Raw genomic sequence first — 21,195 nt, 5'->3', positions numbered from 1 at the left:
GACGCGACGAGGTGGCGACGCGCTATGGCTGGAAGACCGCTCGCACACACCCCTCGGTCTTCTCCTTGAACATCTCGTAGCCCTTCGGCGCCTCGTCCAACGGCATCACGTGCGTAGCGAGATGCTCCGTGACGAGCTCGTCGCGGGCCATGCGCTCCAGCAGCATCGGGATGTACCGGTGGCCGTGCTGCTGCGCCGAGCGGAGGGTCAGGCCCTTGTTCATCACGGGACCGAGGGGGAACTTGTCGACGAACCCTCCGAAGACTCCGAGCACGAACACGCTCCCGCCTTTGCGGGCAGCGAAGATCGCCTCTCGCACGGCGGTCGGCCGGTCGGTCTGCAACCGCAGCTGCTGCTTGACCTGGTCGTACCCGAAGTCGATACGGTCGGAGTGGGCTTCCATCCCGACGGCCTCGATGCACACGTCAGGACCACGGCCGCCGGTCAGCTCGCGCAGCTCGGCGAGCACCTCGCTCGTCTCGTAGTTCATCGTCTCGGCGCCGATGACGTCGGCCACCTGCGCCAGGCGCTCCTGATAGCGATCGATCACGATCACGCGTTCCGCGCCGAGGAGCAGCGAGGCCCTCGCCGCCATCTGTCCGACGCCGCCGGCGCCCCAGACCGCGACCGTGTCGCCGGGCTTGACGCCGCCCAGGTCCGCTCCCATCCAGCCGGTCGGCGCGGCATCCGAGGCGAACAGCGCGCGCTGCGTGCTCACGCCGTCCGGAACCGGGAACGCGCCCTGGTCGGCGTAGGGCACACGGATGTACTCGGCATGGCTGCCCGCCCAGCCCCCGAGCGCATGCGAGTAGCCGTAGCATCCGCCCGGCGCCTGACCCCAGAGCATCTCGGGGATGCCCGCGTTCGGGTTGCCGTTATCGCACAGCGAGAACAGATCGTTCTTGCAGTACCAGCACTTGCCGCAGCTGATGAACGAGCACACCACCACCCGGTCACCCACCTTGTGCTTCGACACGGCCGACCCTGTCTCCACGACTTCGCCGATGAACTCGTGACCGAGGACGTCACCGGCGCGCATGGTGGGGACATAGCCCCCGAGCAGATGCAGGTCCGAGCCGCACGACGTGGTGAGGGCTACGCGCACGATGATGTCCTGATCGTTGAGGATGGCGGGGTCATCGACGGTCTCGACGGCGAGCTTGTTCACCCCGGTCCAGCACAGAGCCTTCACAGCACACCCTCGCCCTTCGCGTCATCCTCCGCCTTGTCGACCACGGCTCCGAGGAGAGTGGTCGGACGCTTTCCGTGAGGCCGGGGCTTCGGCCGAAGCACCTCTCCGGTCTCGATCAGCTGCTTGGCGTCGCGCAGCGCGGCGCGGAGCGCCTGGTCCGGATCGTCGTCACCCACCACTTCGCCGACGTGCGCGCCGTCGCGCACGCGCGCGTGGATCTCGAAGCCCTTATCACCCGGGGCCATGGCGAGGCGGACCTCGATGATGTCCGCCAGGCGCTGCAGCGGTTCGGGATAAGCCGCCTCGCCGATCGCCGACGAGTCCCCGAGGATCGTGACCGACTTCCAGCCTTCCGGGTGACGTCCATCGCCCTCGGATTCTCGCTTCGCGCGTACGACCGACCTCGCAACCAGTCCCGCTGCCACACCGACCGCGCCTACCGCGACCGTGGTCTTGACACCCATCTCTTCTCCTTGCGTCGATGCGTCGAACCCCTCCCAGGACGGCCCATCGTGGGGTCGCTCGGCCGGTGACCTCAGGGTCTTCACAAACCGATGGCGGGAGAGGACAATGCCCCACCGCCCGTTGCCTTGGCGTTTCCGCGCTTTCTGCGTGCCCGTGCCCACGTCGACGCGTCGACGAAGCGAACTTCGGCACGTGCGAAAGGGGGTTGCGCGGCGTACGCGAGGGAGAGAGCGTCAGGAGTCAACGTCGTGGAGAACTGTCGAGACCATGGGAAAACTGATGTACGAGAACACCGTGACGGCGGAATTCGAGGACCGCGCCCTGATGCATCTGCAGGCGGTGATCTCCACCAAGCTGCGCCGGCAGGAGGCCTTCCCTCTTACATGGAAGGACGACCCGCGCGTGAGTCACGGCCGGACGACCGTGTGGATACACCCGTCCTCGCAGTTGGTCTTCAAGTACCACGGGCGCCGCACCCCGTCGATGAACGAACGCTGGCTGGAAGCGTTGATGCGCACCGCGAGCTCCCCCGACGGGCTGCACCTCGTACCCGAGCCCGGGGCCGGCGGCGCGGCCGGCCGGTAAGGGCCTGCTCGATCCGTCGCACCGGCGAGGTCACGCCACGGTTACGAGCAAGACGGAAGCAGATCTTGGCCGTAGGCCACCCGGTCCGGCGATCTAGGGAGAGTCGCATCGCGGCCTGCTGGGGAAGCTAGGCGACTGGTTCCACTGACTTCCATGCGTTCGAACCCCCCTCGAACGCAAGTGCCCCGGGCGCTGCCGGGGGCCGGGCTGCTTTCGGCTTCGCCCACCGCATTGGGAGGCATCCCACGCCTGCTGGGGACAGACTTCGGCACTGGGGTTGCCTCGCGACGACGAGCATCCAAGCGGGCTCGAACCGAATTCGACCCTAGGCGCGGGGTAGGCATGCCCAAACCGCGGCGCTTGGGCGCGTCGCGGGACGCTCAGAGCTGCTTCATCGCCGCGGCGATCCGGCCGTCGAGGTCCTCGAGCTCGGCCATCAGGTCGACGGCCGCCCAGACGCGGTCTCGCTTGCGGCCGGTCATCTCCTGGATGATGCCCGCTTCTTCAAGGCGGTCGACCGCGCTGTAGAGCCTCGGAGACACCGGGCCTGCGATGCGCTCGATATCGGACATGCTCATCACCGGGTTGTCGAAGAACGCCCTGACCAGATCCGTCGCAGTTGATCTACGCTGCGGCTGCAGCTGTTCGAGCCACTCCAGCGGGAACTGCTTAATCCGCTGCACGGAAATGCGACCCTCTTCGGCGGCGGCCACCGCGGAGCGCAGCATCAGCTCGAGGAGCGGCCGGACGTGGCCGGCCCGATAGCTGCCGAGCGCTTCGAAGTAGTCGTCGCGCCGTGCGAGCAGGCCGCTCGCGACGGGCACGACCGTCTGCGGAGTCACGCCGCGACGTCGGAGGATCGCGCCGATGAGGGCACGGCCGGTGCGGCCGTTGCCGTCGCCGAAGGGGTGGATCGACTCGAACTGTGCGTGCGCGATGGTCGCCTGGGCCATGGTCGGGAGGTCATCGCGGTTGGCGAAGGCGATGAGGTCGTCGAGCAGCTCTTCGATACGGTCCTGCGGAGGCGGGACGTATAGGGCATTGCGCGGGCTGTAGTCGCTGCCGCCGATCCAGTTCTGGCTGTCGCGCAGCTTCCCGGCGTAGGGACCTTCGGCAGCGTCGTCGCGCATCAGCGCCTTGTGCGCTGTGAGGATGTCAGCCTTCTCGATGGTGCCGCGCGATCCCGCGGCCGCGACCATCGTCGACAGCGCAGCGCTGGCCGCGACCATGCTGACGGCCGATGGATTCGACTTCTGGCCGGCCAGCGCGCGCGCGAAGTCCTCGGTGCTCGCCGAGACGCGCTCGATCTTCGAGGAGGCCACCGACTCGCTGCGGATCATGAAGCGCGCCATCGCGGCCGGCTGGCCGGTCGCCTCGCCATCCATTGCGCCGAGTGCGACGAGTGCGCGCTCGCTCAACGCAGTGAGGTCGGCGGGGACGACGTAGTCCAGTTCTGCGATCACCGGCGGCACCGCGGTCGTAACCTCGGAGAGCGTGCGGTCCTCGCGATTGCCGCCACGCTGTGCTTGGCGCCAGGGAACCATCTCCGTGGCGTGCGGTGGCCAGTCGCGACCTCGGCGTCGATAACCACAAATAAGCCTCTCGTTATTTCTATTTAGATACTACAACCAGAAATAACGCGATAGACAGTTCGATTACTTTCGCGCGTTCTCGCTTCGGCAAATCATCAACGGCAACTGCTCGGGAACAGAAGCGGCGCGCTCCGGATCTCCGGCGCACTGGCCAGTGAAGTACGAGGGCCGTCGTGGTTTCGAAAACGAGGTCATGGAGCGTGGATCTCTCGGTCATGAAGCTAGGCGCCCGTCTACCAGCTCGAGAACCCTCGACGCTCTGGAAGCCAGCGCAGGACTGTGCGTGACGACGAGGACACCACGCCCACGGTCGGATTCGCTCTCCAGAAGTTCTGCGATCCGGTCACTACTTCCCGGGTCAAGACTGCCCGTGGGTTCGTCGCATAGAAGCACTGGAGGCTCGCGCACGATCGCTCTGGCCAGCTGCTGCAGCTCCTGTGATCTCAGCGTCATCGGCGTGATGTGAGCTGTATCCGACACGCCGCACCTACGGTGGGATACTTTCCGGCGCAGCCCGCCTCAGCAGATCACGAACATCCCTACGAAACCCTGATCAGAGAGAGAAACGCTGCCGCGGTCATCCCGCGACGGCTGTTCCCATTGTTCCCGCGGATGTTCCCGGCTGGGGCGCACCACCCCCTGCGTTGCGCCACCGCCGCTCAGACTCGCCACGAACGCCGCCGCGAACGGGAGCAGCACGATAACGAACGCCAGCGTCCCGCCGACGGCCTCAGCGGTCATGGTGTCGGTTCTTCCCGCAGGTCGGCCGTGACCCGTCGCGCACCGCGCACCGCGATCGCCACGCTCGTGAGCGTCGGGTTCATCGTGTTGGCGGTGGGGATGAGGGCGTTGCCGCCGACCACGAGGTTGTCGAAGCCCCAGACGCGCGAGTACGGGTCCGCCACCGACGTGCCGTCGTCGGACTCGCCCATGCGCAGCGTGCCCATGTAGTGCAGGCTCGAACCGTTCGGAAGCAGGCGCGGCTGGGCGACGAAGTCGCCCAGCGCCTCGCCGGCCCGCGTGAGCCGCTCGGTCGCCTCTGCGATCTCGGCATCCTCCACGTCGGTCAGGGCGTACTCGATCGTCATGTTCGGCAGGCCGCGGTAGTCCAGCTCGTCGTCCGAGAAGGTGACGCCGTCCTCCGCGCGCGGGTGCTTGCGGACGCCGTACCCCATGTTGACGTAGCCCCACCGGTTGCCGGCGTGCGGGCTCGAGGGGTCGAGCTGGAACGGCGGGTTCTCGGCGTACATGACCTGGAGCGAGAACGGGTGCCCCGGCTCCGAGAACGGGATCCGGTTGACGGCGGCGACGGGGTCCGCGGCGTGACGGGCCCGGCGGGCGAGCTCCTCGTCGAGCTGAGCATCGCTCACGAGCGCACCCATCCGATCGCCGTCCAGCGCGATCGTCGTGATCACGACGTGGTGCTCGGTGAGGTAGCGCCCGAGCGCCTGAGGCCGGATGCCGGACGCCCACAGCAGCTGCGGCGACCGGAACGCGTCGGCTGCCACGACGACGACGTCGGCCGGGACCGTCGAGATCTCCCGCGTGCGCAGATCCTCGACGACCACCCCGGTCGCGCGGGTTCCGTCGTGCTCGACCCGCCGCACGAGCGAGAGGTCGCGCAGCTCGAAGCGCGCCGCAAGCGGATCCTCCGCATCGATGAGCGGGCCCAGCACGACATCCGCGCCCGCCCATCGCATCGAGCCGTCCGGCTGAGGGTCCCCGGCGACGGGCAGCGTTCCCACGCCGTACCCCTCAGGGAGCTCCGCGGCGAACTCCTCCTCGAGCAGGGAGCGGATCGCGCCGCCGATCGCGGAATCCGCGAAGGCCGCGCTCTGGGCGTGCAGGAGCGACTCCGCCGACCCGATGAGCTCCTCCCACTCGGCGTCGGGGATGAACGGCACCTTCTCGCTGAAGGCCGGGCGCGGGATGGCGCACGTCCAGTGCGCGCCCTGTCCGCCGACGTTGGTGGCTGCCGCCGCGGCGGGGAACGTCGCCGCATGAGCCGATCCCTCGCCCCCGAAATCGAGCAGGTGGGTCCCCTGGCGAGCGGTGAACATCCCCTCGACGACGAGCCCGGCGGGGATGCCCAGGCTCTCACGCAGCGATCCGGCCTGCGGCCCCTGCGACATCTCGCGCGCGCGCTCCTTGGCCGCCGGATCCTCGATGTTGCGGACGCTCTCTCCCGGGATCTCGGTGAGTTGCGGCCCCGCCTCGAACATCGTGACGGTCGCGGTCGGGTGGGATTCGAGGATGACCCGGGCGTAGGCGGACCCGATCGGGCCGCTTCCGACGATCACGACGTGGGGAGTGGTGGACATGACGTCTCCTTCTCGGGCTCTCAGGCAGGAAGCGGTTCGGGGTCGAGGGCGACGGCCTGCTCCTCAGGCAGTCGACCGGCGGGAAGCAGGACGGCGGCGATCAGCCCGACGCCGTAGGCGACGGCGAGGCCGACGAAGATCGGCGCGAAGACGCCGGTGTAGATGCCCGCTATCTCGGCCTGCACAGCGGGCGACGCCCCGTGTACGAGCTGAGGTGTCAGCGTCGCGGCATCGACCGTCGACGGGAGCAGTGCGGCGACTCCGACGGCGATCACGCCGCCGATCACGGCCGTCGTGACGGTGGCGCCCACCTGCCGGACGAGATTCACGGATGCTGTCACCGTGCCGAGTTCGCTGCGGGGCACCGCGCTCTGCACGACGGTGATGATGAGGCTCATGAAGGCGCCGGTGCCGACGCCCACGCAGAACATCACGACCATGGGCACCCACAGCGGCAGTCCGACCGGCAGGAGCGACATGGTCAGCAGCCCGACTGCGGCCAGCCCCGTGCCGGTGATCGCGAAGACGCGGTAGCGGCCGGAGCGGCTAGCGAGCCACCCGGTCACGAGGTTGCTCACCAGCATCCCGAACACCGTCGCGATCGGCACCAGCCCCGAGACCGTCACCGATGTGCGATACGCCATCTGGAAATAGGTAGGGAGGTAGGCCGTGACGGAGAAGAGCCCGATGCCGATGATCGCCGAGAGCACCAGGCCCGCCGCGATCGTCCGGTTGGCGAACAGGCGCAGGGGCACGATGGGTTCGGGCGCGCGCAGTTCGACGAACAGGAACGCGGCGAACGCCACGAGCGCCACCACGAACGCCACCACCGCGGCGCCCGAAGCGGAGCGGTCTCCGGCCCACGACACGGCGAGCACCAGCGCCACGAGCGAGACGGTGAACCACGCCGCCCCGGCGATATCGAACCGCCGGGGCGCGGCGGTCTCGATGTGCGGCACCGCCACGAGCGCGAGCGCCAGCGCGGCGAGCCCGACGGGGACGTTGATCCAGAAGACCCACTGCCATCCCCAGTAGTCCGTGATGAGTCCGCCGATCACGGGTCCGACGAGGATCGCGATGGGGAACGCGGCCCCGATCACCGCCATGTGGCGCGGGCGCTCACGCGGTGACGTCACGTGGGCGATGATCGTCTGCGACATCAGCTGGAGTCCGGCTGAGCTCATGCCCTGGATGACGCGCGCGACCACGAGCCACGTCATGCTCTGCGCGAAGCCGCAGAGGACGGATGCTGCGAGGAAGACGACGAGCGAAGTCACGAAGACGAGCCTCGGCCCGACGGCGTCGCCGAGCTTTCCGATGACGGGAAGGAGCACGGTGCTCGCCAGCGTGTAGCCGACGACCACCCAGCTCATGTGCTCGAGTGCGCCGAGGTCGCCGGCGATGGTCGCCAGCGAGGTCGACACGACCGTGTGATCGAGGGCCCCGAGGAACGAGACGGAGAGAAGGGAGATGACGAGGAGACGGAGCCTCACCGGAGACAGCTGCATGCGCGGGTCACCCGAACGATCGGGCCATCGACGCGACGGTGTGTGCCCCGGACGCGACATCGCATCCGGGAACGGACCCTGGGGCCCCGACGTCGTGACGATCATAGCACGCTTTGGTCGAAAACCAACTAAAGTTCGCGCGTTCGGCGCCGAGATCGGGAACGTGCAGGGTGGACGGGAGGAGCATCGACCATCGGGCCCACGACGCCGACCAGCTCGCCGATCCCCTCGACCGTCATGCGCACCACGTCGCCGGTCGCCAGAGGACGCGGAGTGAGGGATCCGTTGCGTCCCCACAGTTCGCCGAGGCATCCGCCGTTGCCGACGGTCCCCGATCCGAGCACGTCGCCGGGGACCACGCGGGAGTTGCGCGACGCGTACGCGACGAACTCGGCGAACGGCCAGCCGGCGTTCGACACCAGGTCGTGCCCGATGAGCACGTCGTTGAGGTAGACCTCGGCACGGATCTCGAGGAAGCCGTCCTCGTCGTGGAACGATTCGAGCTCGTCGGCCGTCACGATCCAGGGACCGAGCGAGGTGCCGAAGTCCTTGCCCTTCGCCGGCCCCAGCCGCACCTGCATCTCGCGCGCCTGAAGATCGCGGGCCGACCAGTCGTTCATGATCGTGTATCCGAAGATGTGGCGCTCGGCCGACGCCGGGTCGAGGGTCCGGCCGTCGGAGCCGTCGACTCCCCCGATGATCACGGCCAGCTCGAGCTCGAAGTCGAGCCGTTCCGTGACCGGCGGCGCGACCGCCTCGCCGGGGCCGAGCACGGTGTGCGGGTTGGCGAAGTAGAACGTCGGCGCCTGGTACCACTCGGGCGCGACGTGGCTCTTGCCTTCGACCCCGGCGCTCACGCCCTCGACGTGCTCCTCGAACGCGACGAAGTCGCGGATCGAGGCCGGCTCCAGCGGCGCGAGCAGGCGCACGTGAGCCACCGGCGTGCCGGGCGCATCCGCGACACGGGAATGCAGCCGCTGGGCCGCGGTGAGCCCCTGGGCGAGGACTTGCGATACGCGGAGCCCGTCGGGGAAGGACACGACGCGACCGTCGATCACGAAGCCCTCTCCGAGATCGGCGCCGTCGATCCACCGGGCGATCTTCACGCGCGCACCTTGCTGCGGAGCAGGGCGTCGGCGTTCTCGCCGAGGATCATCCGTGCCAGGTCGTCGGGAAGGCCCGCCGACCGAACGGCGGTCACCGGATCGTCCAGGCCCATGTCGAAGGGGAAGTCGCTCCCCATCAGGACGCGCTTCCCGCCGGCGACCTCCACCAGATGACGGAGGGCCACGGGATCATGCACGACGGTGTCGAACCACAGCTTGCGCAGGTACGTCGACGGGGCGTGCTCGCACCGCCGCGCCTCGGGGCGCACGTTCCATGCACGATCGGAGCGCCCGATCGCGAACGGCAGGTACCCGCCGCCGTGCGCGGCGACGATCTTCAGCTCGGGGTGCCGGTCGAGCACGCCCGAGAAGATGAGGTGCGACAGCGCGACGGCGTTCTCCGCCGGCTGGCCGACCGTGTTCGACAGGTAGAAGCGATCGAGCCGTTCGTCGAGGCTGCAGCCGAAGGGGTGGAGGAACACGACGCATCCCAGTTCCGCGGCGCGGGCCCAGAAGGGCTCGAGCCGTTCGTCGGAGAGTTCGACGTCGCCCGCGAACGACGAGATCTCGACCCCGGCGAGACCGCGGCCGAGCACGGCGTCATCCAGGTACTCGACGATCCGATGCGGATGCTGCAGGGGCACGACGCCGAGACCGATGAGCCGGTCCGGCGCTTGGGCGACGTGCGCGGCGATGAGGCGATTGGTCTCCATCGCCACCCACGCCGCGAGGCCCTCGGGGGCCCACGGATAGAAGTGGTTGGGCGAGACGCTGACCCACTGCCGGTCGACGCCCTGCTCGTCCATGGCGGCCAGGCGCGCCGCGACGTCGGTGAGCTTCGGGATGCGGGCGCCGATCATCGCCCCCGACGCCTGGAGGCTCTCGACGCCGTTGCGGCGGCGCTCGAGGTCGGCGGCCTCGGCGACGAGCTCGGGCCCGCGGCGCTCGACCTCGGCGTGGAGCGCCGGAAGCAGCAGATGCGCGTGGACGTCGGTGATCATGCGGGCACGGCCATCTGCTTCGCGATGCCGAAGATCAGCCCGCCGGCGTCCGCGTCCCGGTTGCCGTCGATCTGCCACTGCGCGAGCTGAGCGGATGCTTCGACCACGGCCGTCGCACGCGGGACCCGACGTGCGTGGAACTCGTCCCACAGCCCCTGGTCGACGGCCTCCCGGCCGACGAGCAGCTCGCTGAGCACGACAGCGTCCTCGAGACCCTGCGCGGCACCCTGGGCGATGGTCGGGGGGCAGGAATGCGCTGCGTCGCCGATGATGACGACCCGACCCCGGTTCCACGGCCCTTCGACGAGATGCTTCGTGAACCAGGTGTAGTTGGCGTGCGCGCCCCGCTCGAGGTCGGCGCGGATCGAGTTCCAGGGCCCGCCGTACGCGCGCGACTCCTCGAGCATGATGCGGGTCGCGTCCTCGTCGGACGTGCCGAATCGGTCCTGCGCCTTCTCGACCAGGAACGCGTACATGGAGTTCTCGCCGGTCGGAGTGTAGCCGGCGATGTAGACGGGCCCGCCGTAGTAGAGCTCGCTGCGCTCGACCTCGGCCGGACGCGAGACGAAGGTGCGCCAGATTCCCATGCCGTTCGGCTCGGGGGCCGTCTCGATCCCGATGAGTTTGCGCACGTCGGAGTTCAGCCCATCGGCACCGATGAGGAGGTCGTACACGCCAGCCGACTCGTCGTCGACGAAGACCTCGACGCCGTCGCTCGAGCGCGCATCCAGGCCGGTCACCTTGCGTCCGAAGTGCACGCGCGCGCCGGCGCGCTCGGCGTGTTCGAGCAGGATGCGGGCAAGCTCGGGCCGGGGCATGCCCATGGCCGCGGGGTAGTCGGGTCCGCCCGTCTTGACGTCGGGCAGATTGGCGACGACGGGCGCGTCCGGTCCTGGCGCGCGCAGCGTGAGCCCCTCGAACGGGTACCCGGCGGCTTTGATGTCGTCCCAGGCGCCGAGAGCGTCGAACGCACGCAGCGCATTGCCCTGCAGAGAGATCCCCGAGCCCAGCACGCTCGGTTCGGGCTTCGACTCGAAGAGGTCCACCTCGACTCCGGCCTTGGCGAGCTGGATCGCGGCGGCCAGTCCGACGACGCCGGCGCCGGCGATCGCGGCCTTCGATACTGCGGTCATGTCAGAACCTCCCTGTTCTGTCTGAGTGGAGTGTGTCTAGAGGATGGCGACGGGGTTGATCGGCGAGCCGACCGCGCCGGTGATCGGCAGCGGAGCGGCGGAGAGCAGGAAGCCGTATCGCCCGAGTCTCGCGCACTCGGCGGCGAGGCCGTCGAGGTTCCACATCTCGCCGATGGTGAGACCCATGTTCGGGATGACGACCTGGTGCAGCGGCTGGAAGGCGGGCACGTCGAACTCGTTCGGGCGCACCTCGAATCCCCACGTGTCGGTGGCGATCGCGGCGATCTCGGTGCGATGCAGCCACCCCGCGGTCGTGAGCGAGAGACCCGGCGCAGGCCCGCCCGCGTAGTCGCCCCAGCCCTCGCGGCGTGTCCGCGCGTACTGGCCGGTCCGCACGAGCACGATGTCGCCATGCCCGACGGCGCTCGACGCGCCCTGGGCCGCGATGCAGCCCTCGAGGTCGGCGACCGTGATCGCGTATCCGTCGGGAAGCTCGCCGGTGTCGGGCTGCAGGTGCCGCCCCAGGTCGAGCAGCACGCCTCGCGACACGATGACGGATGCCGCGTGCTCGATGCCCGTCACGAGATCGCCGTCGCTCGTGACGACGTCGCCTGCTCGCCGGCCGTTCCACGCGTTCCCGTGGTCGAAGATGTGGCCGAGGCCGTCCCACTGCGTGGAGCATTGCAGCGGCATCGCGATGACGTCGTCCGCGCCGCCGATGCCGTGCGGGAAACCCTGGTTGCCGCGCTCGGCATCCGTGCCCGTGTCGGTCATCGTGTGGACGGGGTTCGTGCGACGCCGCCAGCCCTTCTGGGGGCCGTCGGTGTCGAAGGCCTGCGCCAGTGAGACGACCGTGCCCTCGCGGACGAGGGCGGCTGCTTCGACGCGCTTGGCCGGATCGATGAAGTTGAGCGTGCCGAGCACATCGTCCTCGCCCCAGCGGCCCCAGTTACGGAACGCCTCGGCGCGCGCGGCGATCTCGGCCGTGGGATCGGTGCGGTCGAGCTCGGCGGGGTTCTCGGTGGGGACGGTCATCGCGCGACCTCCGCGACGCAGCGCACGACCTGCGTGCCCAGGCCCTCGATGGACCCTGTCATGACATCTCCGTCCCGGAGGAACCTCTTCCAATGCTGGCCGTTGCCGGCAGGGCTCCCGGTGAGCAGGAGGTCGCCCGGGAGCAGGGGCATCGTCTGCGACGCTCCGGAGATGAGAGCGGGGATGTCGAACAGGAGGTCGGTGGTGGAGGCATCCTGCATCGCCTCGCCGTTGAGCTCGAGGCGCACGTTGAGGTTCGACGCATCCACGAACGGCGCCGGGACGAGGAGAGGCCCGGTCGGCAGGAAGCCGGGGGCGTTCTTCGCCCGGTACCAGTCCGTGCCGATCTCCTTCATGTCCTTGCGGAAGACGAGGTCGCGCGTGGTGACGTCGTTGACGATCGTGTAGCCGGCGACGTGGTCGAGCGCCTCCTCGCGGCTCACGCGGAACGCCTGGCGGCCGATGACGACCGCGAGCTCGAGCTCCCAGTCGTGCACCTTGCTGTAGCCGGGCAGGGTCAGCGGGACATCGTCGCCGACGACCGCGGCAGGGAGCCCGATGAAGAAGTACGGCTCGCCGCTGCGCTTGCGCTCGTCCATGATGTCCGCCGCGAACGAGCGCGCCTGGTCGGGGGTGCGCGTGCCGTCCTGGGTGAGACCTGCCACGACGAGCTCGATGACGTGCTGGCGGTAGTTGGCCCCCGTCTGCAGCACCTGACGCGGCTCGACCGGTGCCGTGAGCGTCACGTCGGCGAGAGGCATCCATTCGCCATCGCCGTCGGCGAGCGCGGCCAGACGGTCCCAGTCGGGTGCGGCGAGGAAGTCGTTGAGGCCGGAGGCCCCCAGTTCATCGGATCCGAGCGCACGGACCCGGTCTCCCGACAGCAGTCCCAGGCGCACGTCGGCGCCGGCGCGGAAGCGCACCAGCGCGAAGGGTCCGTCGAAGCGTTCGATCGTCATCGTCATCCGTTCTCGCTCATCATCGTGCGAAGTGGTGTCGCGGGCGACCCGGAGTATGGGAGCACCGGATCGCCCGCGATGCTGTCAGCCCTGCCCGTGCTTGGCGTAGGGGTTCAGCAGTGCGTCCTTGATCTCGTCAGGCACGCCTTCCTCTGTCGCGGACGGGCCGTCGGCGGGCGGGAAGGACTCCGTCATCGACATCGGCATCGCGCTGTTGCGATAGAAATTGTTCGACCCCTGCGACGGCTTCCAGGTGTTCGCCTCCCAGTCGGGGACGTAGTTGCGGTAGCCGCCCGTGTTGAGCTCGATGCGCAGGCTCGAGGGCTCGCGGTAGTAGAGGAAGTTCTGCTCGCCGATGCCGTGGATCGACGGGCCGTACTCGATCGGGTAGCCGTTCTCGCCGAGGATGTCTGCGGCGATGAGCAGCTCCTCGCGCGTGTCGACCCAGAACGCGTAGTGGTTGACGCGTCCGGCACGGGTCGAGCCGTCGAGGACGACGCCGAGGTCGTGCGACTTCTCGTTGGTCGTAAGGACCGAGAACACCGAGATCGGTGCCTCGTCGAGGACCGTGCGGGCCATGAAGCGGAAGCCGAGCACGTCGACGTACCACTTCACGAACGCGTCGACGTCGCTGGTGGCCACCGTCACGTGGTCGAGCTGGCGCGGTGCCCCGGCGACCTTGCTCCGCCGCGAGGGGCGGTCGGGGTAGATCGACGCAGCGTCGCCCTCGGTGTCGTGGTGGCGGGTCACGTCCCAGTGCAGGGTCATGCTGTGGCCGAACGGGCCGACGAAACGGTAGGCACGGCCGATGCCGTTGCCCTCGAACCACTCACCCGTGATGCCCGCGGCCTCGATCTTCTCGGCGGCGGCTTCGAGGGCCTCGGCCGACGACGTGCGCCAGGCCATCGTCTCGAGCGAGGGCTCTTCGCCCTTCACCACGACGACGGAGTACTTGTAGTAGTCCCCCCAGCAGCGCAGGTAGACGCGATCGTCCTCGCGGTCGACCTCGATGAGTCCGACCTGGTTGACGTAGAAGTCCACGGATGCCTCGAGGTCCGGCGTCGTGATCGCGACGAACGAGAGGTGGGACAGCAGCTTGATCATCTTCGATCCTTTCCGGCGGGACGGACGTTCCCGACCCTTCTTCCACTATCCGACCTAAGTCCGACATAAGGGAAGCGGATTGCATCGATGCCGGTCATCGACCTCGGTTATGCCGATGCTTCGCCCAGGATCGACGCTGCCACGGCCCGGTCGTGCCGCAGCTCGCCGAGATCGTCCGGGCTCGGTCCCGCGCTCGCATCGGTCGCGCGGCGGAGCGCGAGACGCTCGGGCGCTTCGTAGCGAGGCGGCCGCGTGAGGGCTCCGCCCTCGTCCACGACACGCACCTCGCGGATGCCGGCGATCGGATCGATCTCGACCTCGAGACGTCGATCGCCGAGACCGAGCACGCCGAGCGTCGGCGCGGCGAGCGTCGCCAGCGGCGTCGCGCTCACGGTGACGCTGCGTCCCGACGCCGTCTCCAGCGCCGCGATCACGGCCGCGTCCGAGCCTCGGGCGCAGCCCGCCACGCGCAGATCGGAGCCCGCGACCACACGCGCCCAGCCGACGGCGTCGACGACCGCCGCACGGAATCGACGCCGACCGCCGACCGCGTCGACGAGGACGTGCCGGAACGAAAGGCCATCGACGAGCCCGGCGTCATCGGGGCGGAGCAGCGATCTGTGCGCGACGACGGGGAGATCCGCCTGCGCCAGCACGTCGATCACCGTCTGGTGCGCCGCATCGGCGCGGGCCAGGACGATGGCGGCCGGACGCTCGGCGAGCACGGCGCGAAGGCGATCGATGCGCTCGCGTCCGTCGACGACGCACACGGCACCCGCGGGAGCCGTCGCCCGCTCCGCTCGATCGGGGAGCTGGGAGAGCGCGGCGTCGAACGCCGCATCGTTCAGCCACACGGGCGCGCGGCTCATGACACGCCCCCGTCCCGCACGGCCGCAGCCGCAGCATCCGCCAGAGCGATCGCGAGGCGCGCGTCGGCCTCGAGCTCCTCGAACTCCATCGGCCGCTCGCCGCGGAGGATCTCGGCGAGCGCCCGCCACTCCTCCACATAGCCGTCGGCGTCGTCGAGGGGGAAGCGGACGACGCGGCCCTCCTCGTCACGCACGGTCACGCGCGCGCTTCCAGCGTGCACGAAGGGCGGTGGGAAGTCGACGTGGATGATGTCGTGGGTCGTGACGATGCGCACTCGCCACAGCGTGTCGGCTCCGGCGGGCTGCATCACGGCGGTAAGGCGCACCACGGCTCCGCTCGCCTGGAATCCGATGTCGTATCCGATCGGGGCCAGCGCCCTGGCGAACGTCACGCCCTCGAACTCGGGAAGCAGGTCCCGCACGAGGGGGATGTCGTGGACGGCCAATCCCACGACGAGCTGGCGGACGATGGCGGCCGAGAGCTCTCGATCGTCGGGGTCCACTGGCGGCCGGGCAGGAGGCGTGCCGGCGGACACGGGATCCGAGACGAGATCGTGGTACCTCCCGTTCGGCGCCAGCGAGAGCGTCGCCGAAGCGCTGAGAACGACCGCGGAGCTCGCATTCAGGTGGTGCTTCACTCGGTTCCACGCCGGGTCGAAGAGGTGGTTCGTGCCCACGACGAGCGCGACGTCCGCCGCGGCGCACGCCTCGAGCACGGCATCCAGCTCCTCGGTCGACTCCGCGATCGGCTTCTCGCAGAAGACCGCGCGCTTTCCGGCCCGGACCGCGCGAAGGATCAGGTCGGCATGCGTCTGAGGGGGCGTGCAGATCGCGACGACCTCCACAGCGGGGTCGTCGAGGAGCGGCTGGGCCTCGTCCGACCAGCGCGAACCCGCCCGCGCCGCCAGCTTCTCGGCCCGCCCGCCGCCGGCGTCCGCGACGTGCACGACGCGAAAGTCCTCGGTGAGCGCGCCGAGAGTGGGAAGGTGGAGCGCCCACACGCCAGGTCCCGCTCCGATCACACCAACGCTGTGCATCCGCGCTCCGTTCGTTCGGAGAGAGACCCTACTCGCACTTTGGTGGATCTGAAACATAAGTCGTTGAAGACACCCGCATTTGACGCGCGAAATCTGTCACTTGGGACGAGGGTTGTGTCAATATCAACCATGGCCACCCAATCGACGCTCCGCTTCGGCGCACAGACGGACGAGGTGACGAGCCTTCTCCGAATCGTGAACATGGTGCGCACCGGTGATGCGACCACGCGTCCCGACATCGGTCGCGTGACCGGCCTCGGCCGCGGCGTCGTCGCGCAGCGCGTGGATCAGGCGATGGAGATGGGCTTCCTGAGCGACGGCGAGTACGGGCCGTCGTCGGGCGGTCGCGCGCCGCGCACGCTCCGCTTCCGTTCGGAGCAGGGCCACATCGTCATCTGCGCTCTCGGCGCGCTGCACATCCATGTCGGGCTGTCCGACCTCGACGGCGCCATCATCGACCAGGCGCATCGCGACTGGGAGATCTCCCGCGGCCCCGCGGACACCCTGGATGCGACGCTGGCGATGGTGGACGAGCTCCGCTCGCGCAATGAGAGCGCACCGATCTGGGGCGTCGCGGTCGGCCTCCCCGGCCCCGTGGACTTCGCCTCCGGTCGCCCGGTCGCCCCGCCGATCATGCCGGGCTGGAACGGCTTCGACGTGCGACGGCGGTTCGAGCAGCACTTCGATGCCCCCGTCTGGGTCGACAACGACGTGAACCTGCTGGCCTACGGCGAGCGGGCGCGCCGCCGAGAAGACGACCTCGACCTCATCTACTGCAAGATCGGGTCGGGCATCGGCGCCGGGCTCCTTTCCCGCGGACACATCCACCGGGGCGCGAACGGAGCGGCCGGCGACATCGGCCACGTGCGAGTGGCCGGGTCCGACCTGCAGTGCCGGTGCGGGAAGATCGGATGCCTCGAAGCGGTCGCGGGCGGCTGGGCGCTCACGCGCGACGCGGAGGCCGCCATCGCCGACGGCGCGACCGGCCAGCTCGCACGGCAGTCCGCCGAAGGCGTGCCGCCCACCCCCGAGAACATCTCGCGCGCCGCCGAGAACGGCGATGCCCTCGCGATCTCGCTGATTCAGGCATCCGCTCGCGTCGTCGGGGAGTCGATCGCCGCACTCGTCAACATGTTCAATCCGAGCGTCATCGTGATCGGCGGCGCCGTCGCGGCGGCCGGCGAGGTGTTCCTCGCCGAGGTTCGGCAGCGCGTCTACGAGCTGTCCCTTCCTCTCGCGACGCGAGACCTCAGCATCGTGCAGTCGATCGACGACGTGAGCGAGCCGCTGCGGGGCGGCGTCGAGATGGTCAAGGAGCAGCTGTTCGAGGCGACCTTCCCCCGGTGGTTCGCCCATCGGCAGCCACCGGCTTCGCTCACCGCCTAGCCGAGATACTTCTTCCACTTTTCGACGTAGGCGTGTACCTTCGGGGCTAAAGCCCACGGAAGGTTGTGCAATGACGCTTGCGACCCTGCGCGAGGATGCGCTCTCGGCACGCGCGGACGGATTCGTGCTGCGTCTGTCCCTCCCGTGGATCCGGTCGCTTCCGCTCGCCAGTCTTCTCGACCCCGCTGTCGAGATCGACGGTGTCGACGCCGGCCCGCTCCTCGTGGAGATCGGCGACCGCACGGTCCCCGCCGCCGCACTGGTGCACGAACGCGGCTGGTGGTTCATCCAGGACCGCGTCGCACTGCGGGGGAGGGCACACGTCCCTGCGGGTCCGCGCGCCGTGAGCGTCTCCTTCCGGCTCCTCATTCCCTACCTGCAGGCGGGCCCGGACAGGCCGCTCGCTCTCCCGTTCGCCACCACCCGGACGCTGGTGGCCGACGCGCCCGCCGTGGCCGCCACCGTCTCGCGCGATGTCGCCTGATCCGACAGGAGTGACCATGCCCACCTCTCTCCCCGCCGGCTGGACCCTGTCGGCCAGCGCCTTCAACCTGACCCCCACCGTGATCGAGGCCGAGCGTCCTGCGACCGAGATCGCGGCGTCGCTCATCGCCGACGGACTCGCCACGGACATCGAGGTGGAACTCGGTCAGCTGTGGCGCTCCTTCCCCCAGCCGACCGCCGTGGAGGCTCAGGCATTCCGCGACGACCTGACCGCGCGGGGCGGCCGGGTGAGCATCGTCGGCGGCAGCATCGACGACTGGGCGGGGCCGTCGCGCCGGCGCACCGACGACGAGCGCTTCGACTTCCTCCTCCCCCAGCTGCAGACCGTCGCCGCGCTCGGCGCGACCGGACTGCGTCTGCCGCTCGGGCAGGCCGGACCCGCGCTCCTCGAGCGACTGGTCCCCGTGCTCACGGAGCTCGACATCGTGCTCTTCGAGGAGGCGCAGGGCTCGGGCTCGCCTTCGAACCCGGCCTTCGCACCCGCGTACGACACGCTGGACCGGATCGGCGACCCCCACGTGCGCCTGCTGGTGGACATCAGCATGCTCATGCCCGCGCTGCCCGTCACCTATCTCGACCTCCTCGACCGGTCCGACCTTCCCCGCGTCCTGCTGCGGCGCCTCCGCGAGGACTGGGCCGACCCGGCGACCACGGGCGCGGTCGTCGAGGTGCTCCGATCCGGAGAGGTGCCGCCGAGCATCCACACGCTCTACATGAACCTGCTGGTGCGCTTCGGCCGCAGCCGCATCGATGAGCTCGACCCGGTGCTCCACCTGCTGTCCGCGGCGCACCTGAAGTTCTGGGACCTCGACGATGCTGACGACCGTGTCTCGCAGCCGGTCCGCGACCTGGGAGGCGCCCTGCGCCGCGTGGAGTTCACCGGCACGCTCTGCAGCGAGTGGGGCGGCCAGGAGTGGCTCGACGACGACCCGATCGACGCGACGCGCGCGCACCTCGAGCTCGCGGCATCCGCCCTGTCGGCCGAGGAACGCGTTCCGGCCTGACAGCTGGAGAATGCGCTGCGCCCGCTCGTCGACGGGGCGGCCGTTCGCCGCTGACCGGACAGACGCAGAGGGGCCGGCGCTGATGGCAGCCCCTCGTTCGTCGTTCAGCGGGGCTGCAGGCCAGCCGCGCGGTAGATGTCGTCGACGACCCGCATCGTGCCGACGGCACGCCCCGCGTCGAGGACGCTCGGAGATCCGTCGGAGAGGACCGCGGAGAGGTGCTCGAGCTGGCGGACGTAGCTGTTCTCGCCCTCGGCGGCACGCTCGTGGACGACGATCCGGTCGCCGGCGACGACCGATAGGGTCGCGCCCCACTGGGGCACGACGACGCTGGTGGCCTCGAGCGTTGCCTCCACACCGGTGGCGCGGAGGCGCATGGCGCCCTTGTCGTCGCCGAGGAACGACGACCGCATTCGCGCTGGAACACCACCGGGGAGCTCGAGTACGGCGTCGGTCTGAAGGTCGATGCGCGGGTCGGCCGGGTAGCGCTCCGCGGTCGCGCTCACCACGCGAGGCTCGCCCCAGGCTGCGCGCAGCAGGTCGGCGGCGTAGCAGCCGACGTCCATCACTGCCCCGCCGGCGAGATCGCCGTCGAGCCGAATGTTGCCGGGCTGGACGACGAAGTGAGGGATGCTGAAGTCGATCTCCACGTCGCGGATCGGTCCGAGAACACCCGAGGCGATGACCTCGAGCAGCCGCAGGGTGAAGCCGTGTAGCCGGTAGTGGAAGCCGACGAACGCCCGTCGGCCCGCCGCCGCCGCGGCGTCCGCGATCCGCCGGGCACCCGCTTCGTTTGCCGACAGCGGCTTCTCGCACAGCACGTGTTTGCCCGCCTCGAGCGCGCGCACGGCCCACTCCGCGTGCACGATCGGTGGAAGCGCTAGGTAGACCAGATCGATCTCGGGATGGGCGAGGATCGCCTCGTAGCCGCCCGAGATGGGCAGATCGAGCCGTTCCGCAAACGCGCGCGCGCGGCCGGGATCCCGGGCACCGATCGCCAGGACCTCGACGCCGTCCACCTCGCGGGCGGGGATGACCATCGCCCGTTCGGCGATTCCCCCGGCGCCGAGAATCCCCGCCTTCATACTCACCCCTCGTGGTTGTAGTACGGCCAGGGCAGGAACCGGCGCTCGCCGCGGCGGTCTGGCCCGTTCAGGGTGATCTCACCGGTCGCGGCCCACTCCACGCCCCGAGGGAACATGCGGATGAACTCGATGCGACGGAACGTGTCGATGTCGTGCCCGATCGTGATCGTGAACGACCGGCCGGCGCCGTACTCGTTTATCCACGCGATCGGCTGATCGGTGTTCATGCCCGGCAGGTCGGCGATGCCGCTCTCGGGAATGGCGACCGGGTAGTGCGACATCGGCCACATCGGCGCTTTCTCGTACGACTCGAGGTCGTCGAAGGTCGTGAGCAGCACCTGTGCTCCCTCGGCGATCTCGACCCCGGTGAGGATGTCGTCGCCCGTGACGGTCCAGCGCGCGCTGATGCCCTCGGTGATCGGATGCCGCGGCTCGACGGTGTCGAGCTGCGCCTCGCCCCACGGCCGCGGCCGCAGCCCGCCGGCGACGGTCAGTCGCGAGCCGCGCATGACGTTGTACTCCTCGGGGTAGCCCCAGTCGTCCTCCTGCGCGGCGGAGCCGTGGAACCACACGATTCCCTTGCCGTCGTCGTGAACGAACTTCAGGAGCGCGGCATCCGTCTCCGCCCCGAAACCGACCGCCTTCTCGTGATAGCCGTCGCGACCCTCGAAGACGACGATCACGACGTCGTACTTGTCGATGATCTCGGCGCCCAGGCCGCGGGGGTCTTCGATGACGCGGACCTTGAAGCGTCCGGTGTCCTCCAGCAGCGTCGTCAGCCACTGGTTGTGCTGGCGGAAGCTGCGGTGCTCGTTGTCGTGCTCACGGGTCATATGCCCGGACAGGATGAGGACGTTCAGCACGTCTGTCATGGAATGTTCCCTACTTGGTGGAGAAGGCGGCGTCGAAGGCGGCGGCGGGCGGGGTGATGGCGTTGAGCTTGCGGACGAAGGCGAGGGCTTCGGGAGCGCCGTCGAGGCGGTCCATGCCGGCGTCCTCCCACTCCACCGACGTCGGGCCGGTGTAGCCGATCGCGTTGAGCGCACGGAACAGCGGCTCCCACGGCACCGCCCCGTGCCCGGTGGACACGAACGTCCACCCGCGGCGCGGGTTGGCCCACGGCAGGTGCGAGCCGAGCACCCCGTTGCGGCCGTCGAGGTTGGTGATGGACTCCTTCACATGCACGTGGAAGATGTGGTCGGCGAAGTCCAGCACGAACGCCACCGGGTCCAGCTGCTGCCACATGAAATGCGACGGGTCGAAGTTCAGCCCGAACGACTCGCGGTGCCCGATCGCCTCGAGCGTGCGC

General features: G+C 69.4%; 22 protein-coding genes. 4 read left to right on the top strand and 18 right to left on the bottom strand.

Features of this window, described 5'->3' with window-relative positions:
* Window positions 1–22 precede the first annotated feature (22 nt).
* Window positions 23–1,192 carry a zinc-dependent alcohol dehydrogenase gene (locus OB08_RS04805; RefSeq protein WP_461472676.1) on the bottom strand — a complete coding sequence of 390 codons (1,170 nt, stop codon included), beginning with the start codon at window positions 1,190–1,192 and terminating at the stop codon, window positions 23–25.
* Window positions 1,189–1,818: a hypothetical protein gene (locus OB08_RS04800; protein ID WP_461472674.1), complete on the bottom strand. Its 630-nt coding sequence runs from the start codon at window positions 1,816–1,818 to the stop codon at window positions 1,189–1,191. The genes OB08_RS04805 and OB08_RS04800 overlap by 4 nt, the downstream gene beginning before the upstream one ends.
* A 106-nt stretch (window positions 1,819–1,924) precedes the next feature.
* Between OB08_RS04800 and OB08_RS04795 the strand changes: the two genes are divergently transcribed.
* Window positions 1,925–2,242, top strand: a complete 318-nt coding sequence (locus OB08_RS04795; protein ID WP_461472672.1) for a DUF7882 family protein — start codon at window positions 1,925–1,927, stop codon at window positions 2,240–2,242.
* 380 nt (window positions 2,243–2,622) lie between these two features.
* On the opposite strand, the gene OB08_RS04790 is transcribed toward OB08_RS04795, so the two are convergent.
* The 13 genes from OB08_RS04790 to OB08_RS04730 form a co-directional block, all read right to left on the bottom strand.
* The gene (locus OB08_RS04790) at window positions 2,623–3,705 is read right to left on the bottom strand and encodes a Fic family protein (protein ID WP_461472670.1); all 1,083 of its coding nucleotides are present in this window, start codon (window positions 3,703–3,705) and stop codon (window positions 2,623–2,625) included.
* A 342-nt stretch (window positions 3,706–4,047) separates the two neighbouring features.
* Entirely contained in the window at window positions 4,048–4,287 is a 240-nt protein-coding gene (locus tag OB08_RS04785) for an AAA family ATPase (protein WP_461472668.1), read from the bottom strand.
* A 66-nt stretch (window positions 4,288–4,353) separates the two neighbouring features.
* Window positions 4,354–4,575 (bottom strand): hypothetical protein, encoded by a 222-nt coding sequence (locus tag OB08_RS04780; RefSeq protein WP_461472666.1) that lies wholly within the window; start codon window positions 4,573–4,575, stop codon window positions 4,354–4,356.
* Window positions 4,572–6,155: a GMC oxidoreductase gene (locus tag OB08_RS04775; RefSeq protein WP_461472664.1), complete on the bottom strand. Its 1,584-nt coding sequence runs from the start codon at window positions 6,153–6,155 to the stop codon at window positions 4,572–4,574. The genes OB08_RS04780 and OB08_RS04775 overlap by 4 nt, the downstream gene beginning before the upstream one ends.
* Before the next feature lie 20 nt (window positions 6,156–6,175).
* Window positions 6,176–7,648 carry an MDR family MFS transporter gene (locus tag OB08_RS04770; protein ID WP_461472662.1) on the bottom strand — a complete coding sequence of 491 codons (1,473 nt, stop codon included), beginning with the start codon at window positions 7,646–7,648 and terminating at the stop codon, window positions 6,176–6,178.
* Window positions 7,649–7,791: 143 nt separating this feature from the next.
* Window positions 7,792–8,769 carry a fumarylacetoacetate hydrolase family protein gene (locus tag OB08_RS04765; protein ID WP_461472660.1) on the bottom strand — a complete coding sequence of 326 codons (978 nt, stop codon included), beginning with the start codon at window positions 8,767–8,769 and terminating at the stop codon, window positions 7,792–7,794.
* Window positions 8,766–9,770: an amidohydrolase family protein gene (locus tag OB08_RS04760; RefSeq protein WP_461472658.1), complete on the bottom strand. Its 1,005-nt coding sequence runs from the start codon at window positions 9,768–9,770 to the stop codon at window positions 8,766–8,768. The genes OB08_RS04765 and OB08_RS04760 overlap by 4 nt, the downstream gene beginning before the upstream one ends.
* The gene (locus OB08_RS04755; protein ID WP_461472656.1) at window positions 9,767–10,903 is read right to left on the bottom strand and encodes an FAD-dependent monooxygenase; all 1,137 of its coding nucleotides are present in this window, start codon (window positions 10,901–10,903) and stop codon (window positions 9,767–9,769) included. The genes OB08_RS04760 and OB08_RS04755 overlap by 4 nt, the downstream gene beginning before the upstream one ends.
* A gap of 36 nt (window positions 10,904–10,939) precedes the next feature.
* Complete coding sequence (locus OB08_RS04750) at window positions 10,940–11,938, bottom strand: cyclase family protein (protein WP_461472654.1); 999 nt, start codon at window positions 11,936–11,938, stop codon at window positions 10,940–10,942.
* Window positions 11,935–12,897, bottom strand: coding sequence for a fumarylacetoacetate hydrolase family protein (locus tag OB08_RS04745; protein WP_461472652.1), 963 nt, complete (start codon window positions 12,895–12,897; stop codon window positions 11,935–11,937). The genes OB08_RS04750 and OB08_RS04745 overlap by 4 nt, the downstream gene beginning before the upstream one ends.
* An 84-nt stretch (window positions 12,898–12,981) precedes the next feature.
* A complete protein-coding gene (locus OB08_RS04740; protein WP_461472650.1) occupies window positions 12,982–14,001 on the bottom strand; it encodes a VOC family protein in 1,020 nt (339 codons plus the stop codon).
* 107 nt (window positions 14,002–14,108) lie between these two features.
* On the bottom strand, window positions 14,109–14,870 hold the full coding sequence (locus OB08_RS04735) for a hypothetical protein (RefSeq protein WP_461472648.1): 762 nt from the start codon (window positions 14,868–14,870) through the stop codon (window positions 14,109–14,111).
* On the bottom strand, window positions 14,867–15,907 hold the full coding sequence (locus tag OB08_RS04730) for a Gfo/Idh/MocA family protein (RefSeq protein ID WP_461472646.1): 1,041 nt from the start codon (window positions 15,905–15,907) through the stop codon (window positions 14,867–14,869). Before OB08_RS04730 ends, OB08_RS04735 begins: the two co-directional genes overlap by 4 nt.
* Before the next feature lie 129 nt (window positions 15,908–16,036).
* Between OB08_RS04730 and OB08_RS04725 the strand changes: the two genes are divergently transcribed.
* The 3 genes from OB08_RS04725 to OB08_RS04715 all read left to right on the top strand — a co-directional run bounded on the left by OB08_RS04725 (window position 16,037) and on the right by OB08_RS04715 (window position 18,801).
* Window positions 16,037–17,293, top strand: coding sequence for an ROK family protein (locus OB08_RS04725; protein WP_461472644.1), 1,257 nt, complete (start codon window positions 16,037–16,039; stop codon window positions 17,291–17,293).
* Window positions 17,294–17,363: 70 nt separating this feature from the next.
* Window positions 17,364–17,777 (top strand): hypothetical protein, encoded by a 414-nt coding sequence (locus OB08_RS04720; RefSeq protein WP_461472642.1) that lies wholly within the window; start codon window positions 17,364–17,366, stop codon window positions 17,775–17,777.
* Between the two features lie 16 nt (window positions 17,778–17,793).
* Window positions 17,794–18,801: a restriction endonuclease subunit R gene (locus OB08_RS04715; RefSeq protein ID WP_461472640.1), complete on the top strand. Its 1,008-nt coding sequence runs from the start codon at window positions 17,794–17,796 to the stop codon at window positions 18,799–18,801.
* A gap of 104 nt (window positions 18,802–18,905) precedes the next feature.
* Here the strand turns inward: OB08_RS04715 and OB08_RS04710 are convergent, their stop codons facing one another.
* The 3 genes from OB08_RS04710 to OB08_RS04700 all read right to left on the bottom strand — a co-directional run.
* Window positions 18,906–19,886 carry a Gfo/Idh/MocA family protein gene (locus tag OB08_RS04710; RefSeq protein ID WP_461472638.1) on the bottom strand — a complete coding sequence of 327 codons (981 nt, stop codon included), beginning with the start codon at window positions 19,884–19,886 and terminating at the stop codon, window positions 18,906–18,908.
* Between the two features lie 2 nt (window positions 19,887–19,888).
* The gene (locus OB08_RS04705; protein ID WP_461472636.1) at window positions 19,889–20,758 is read right to left on the bottom strand and encodes a ThuA domain-containing protein; all 870 of its coding nucleotides are present in this window, start codon (window positions 20,756–20,758) and stop codon (window positions 19,889–19,891) included.
* Between the two features lie 10 nt (window positions 20,759–20,768).
* Window positions 20,769–21,195: sugar phosphate isomerase/epimerase family protein (locus OB08_RS04700; RefSeq protein WP_461472634.1), on the bottom strand; the 427-nt coding region annotated here is incomplete at its 5' end.

It is taken from the genome of Microbacterium sp. HJ5 (assembly GCF_054824025.1).
The sequence above is the reverse complement of the archived record's forward strand: the minus strand, read 5'-3'. Positions and strand labels throughout refer to the sequence as shown.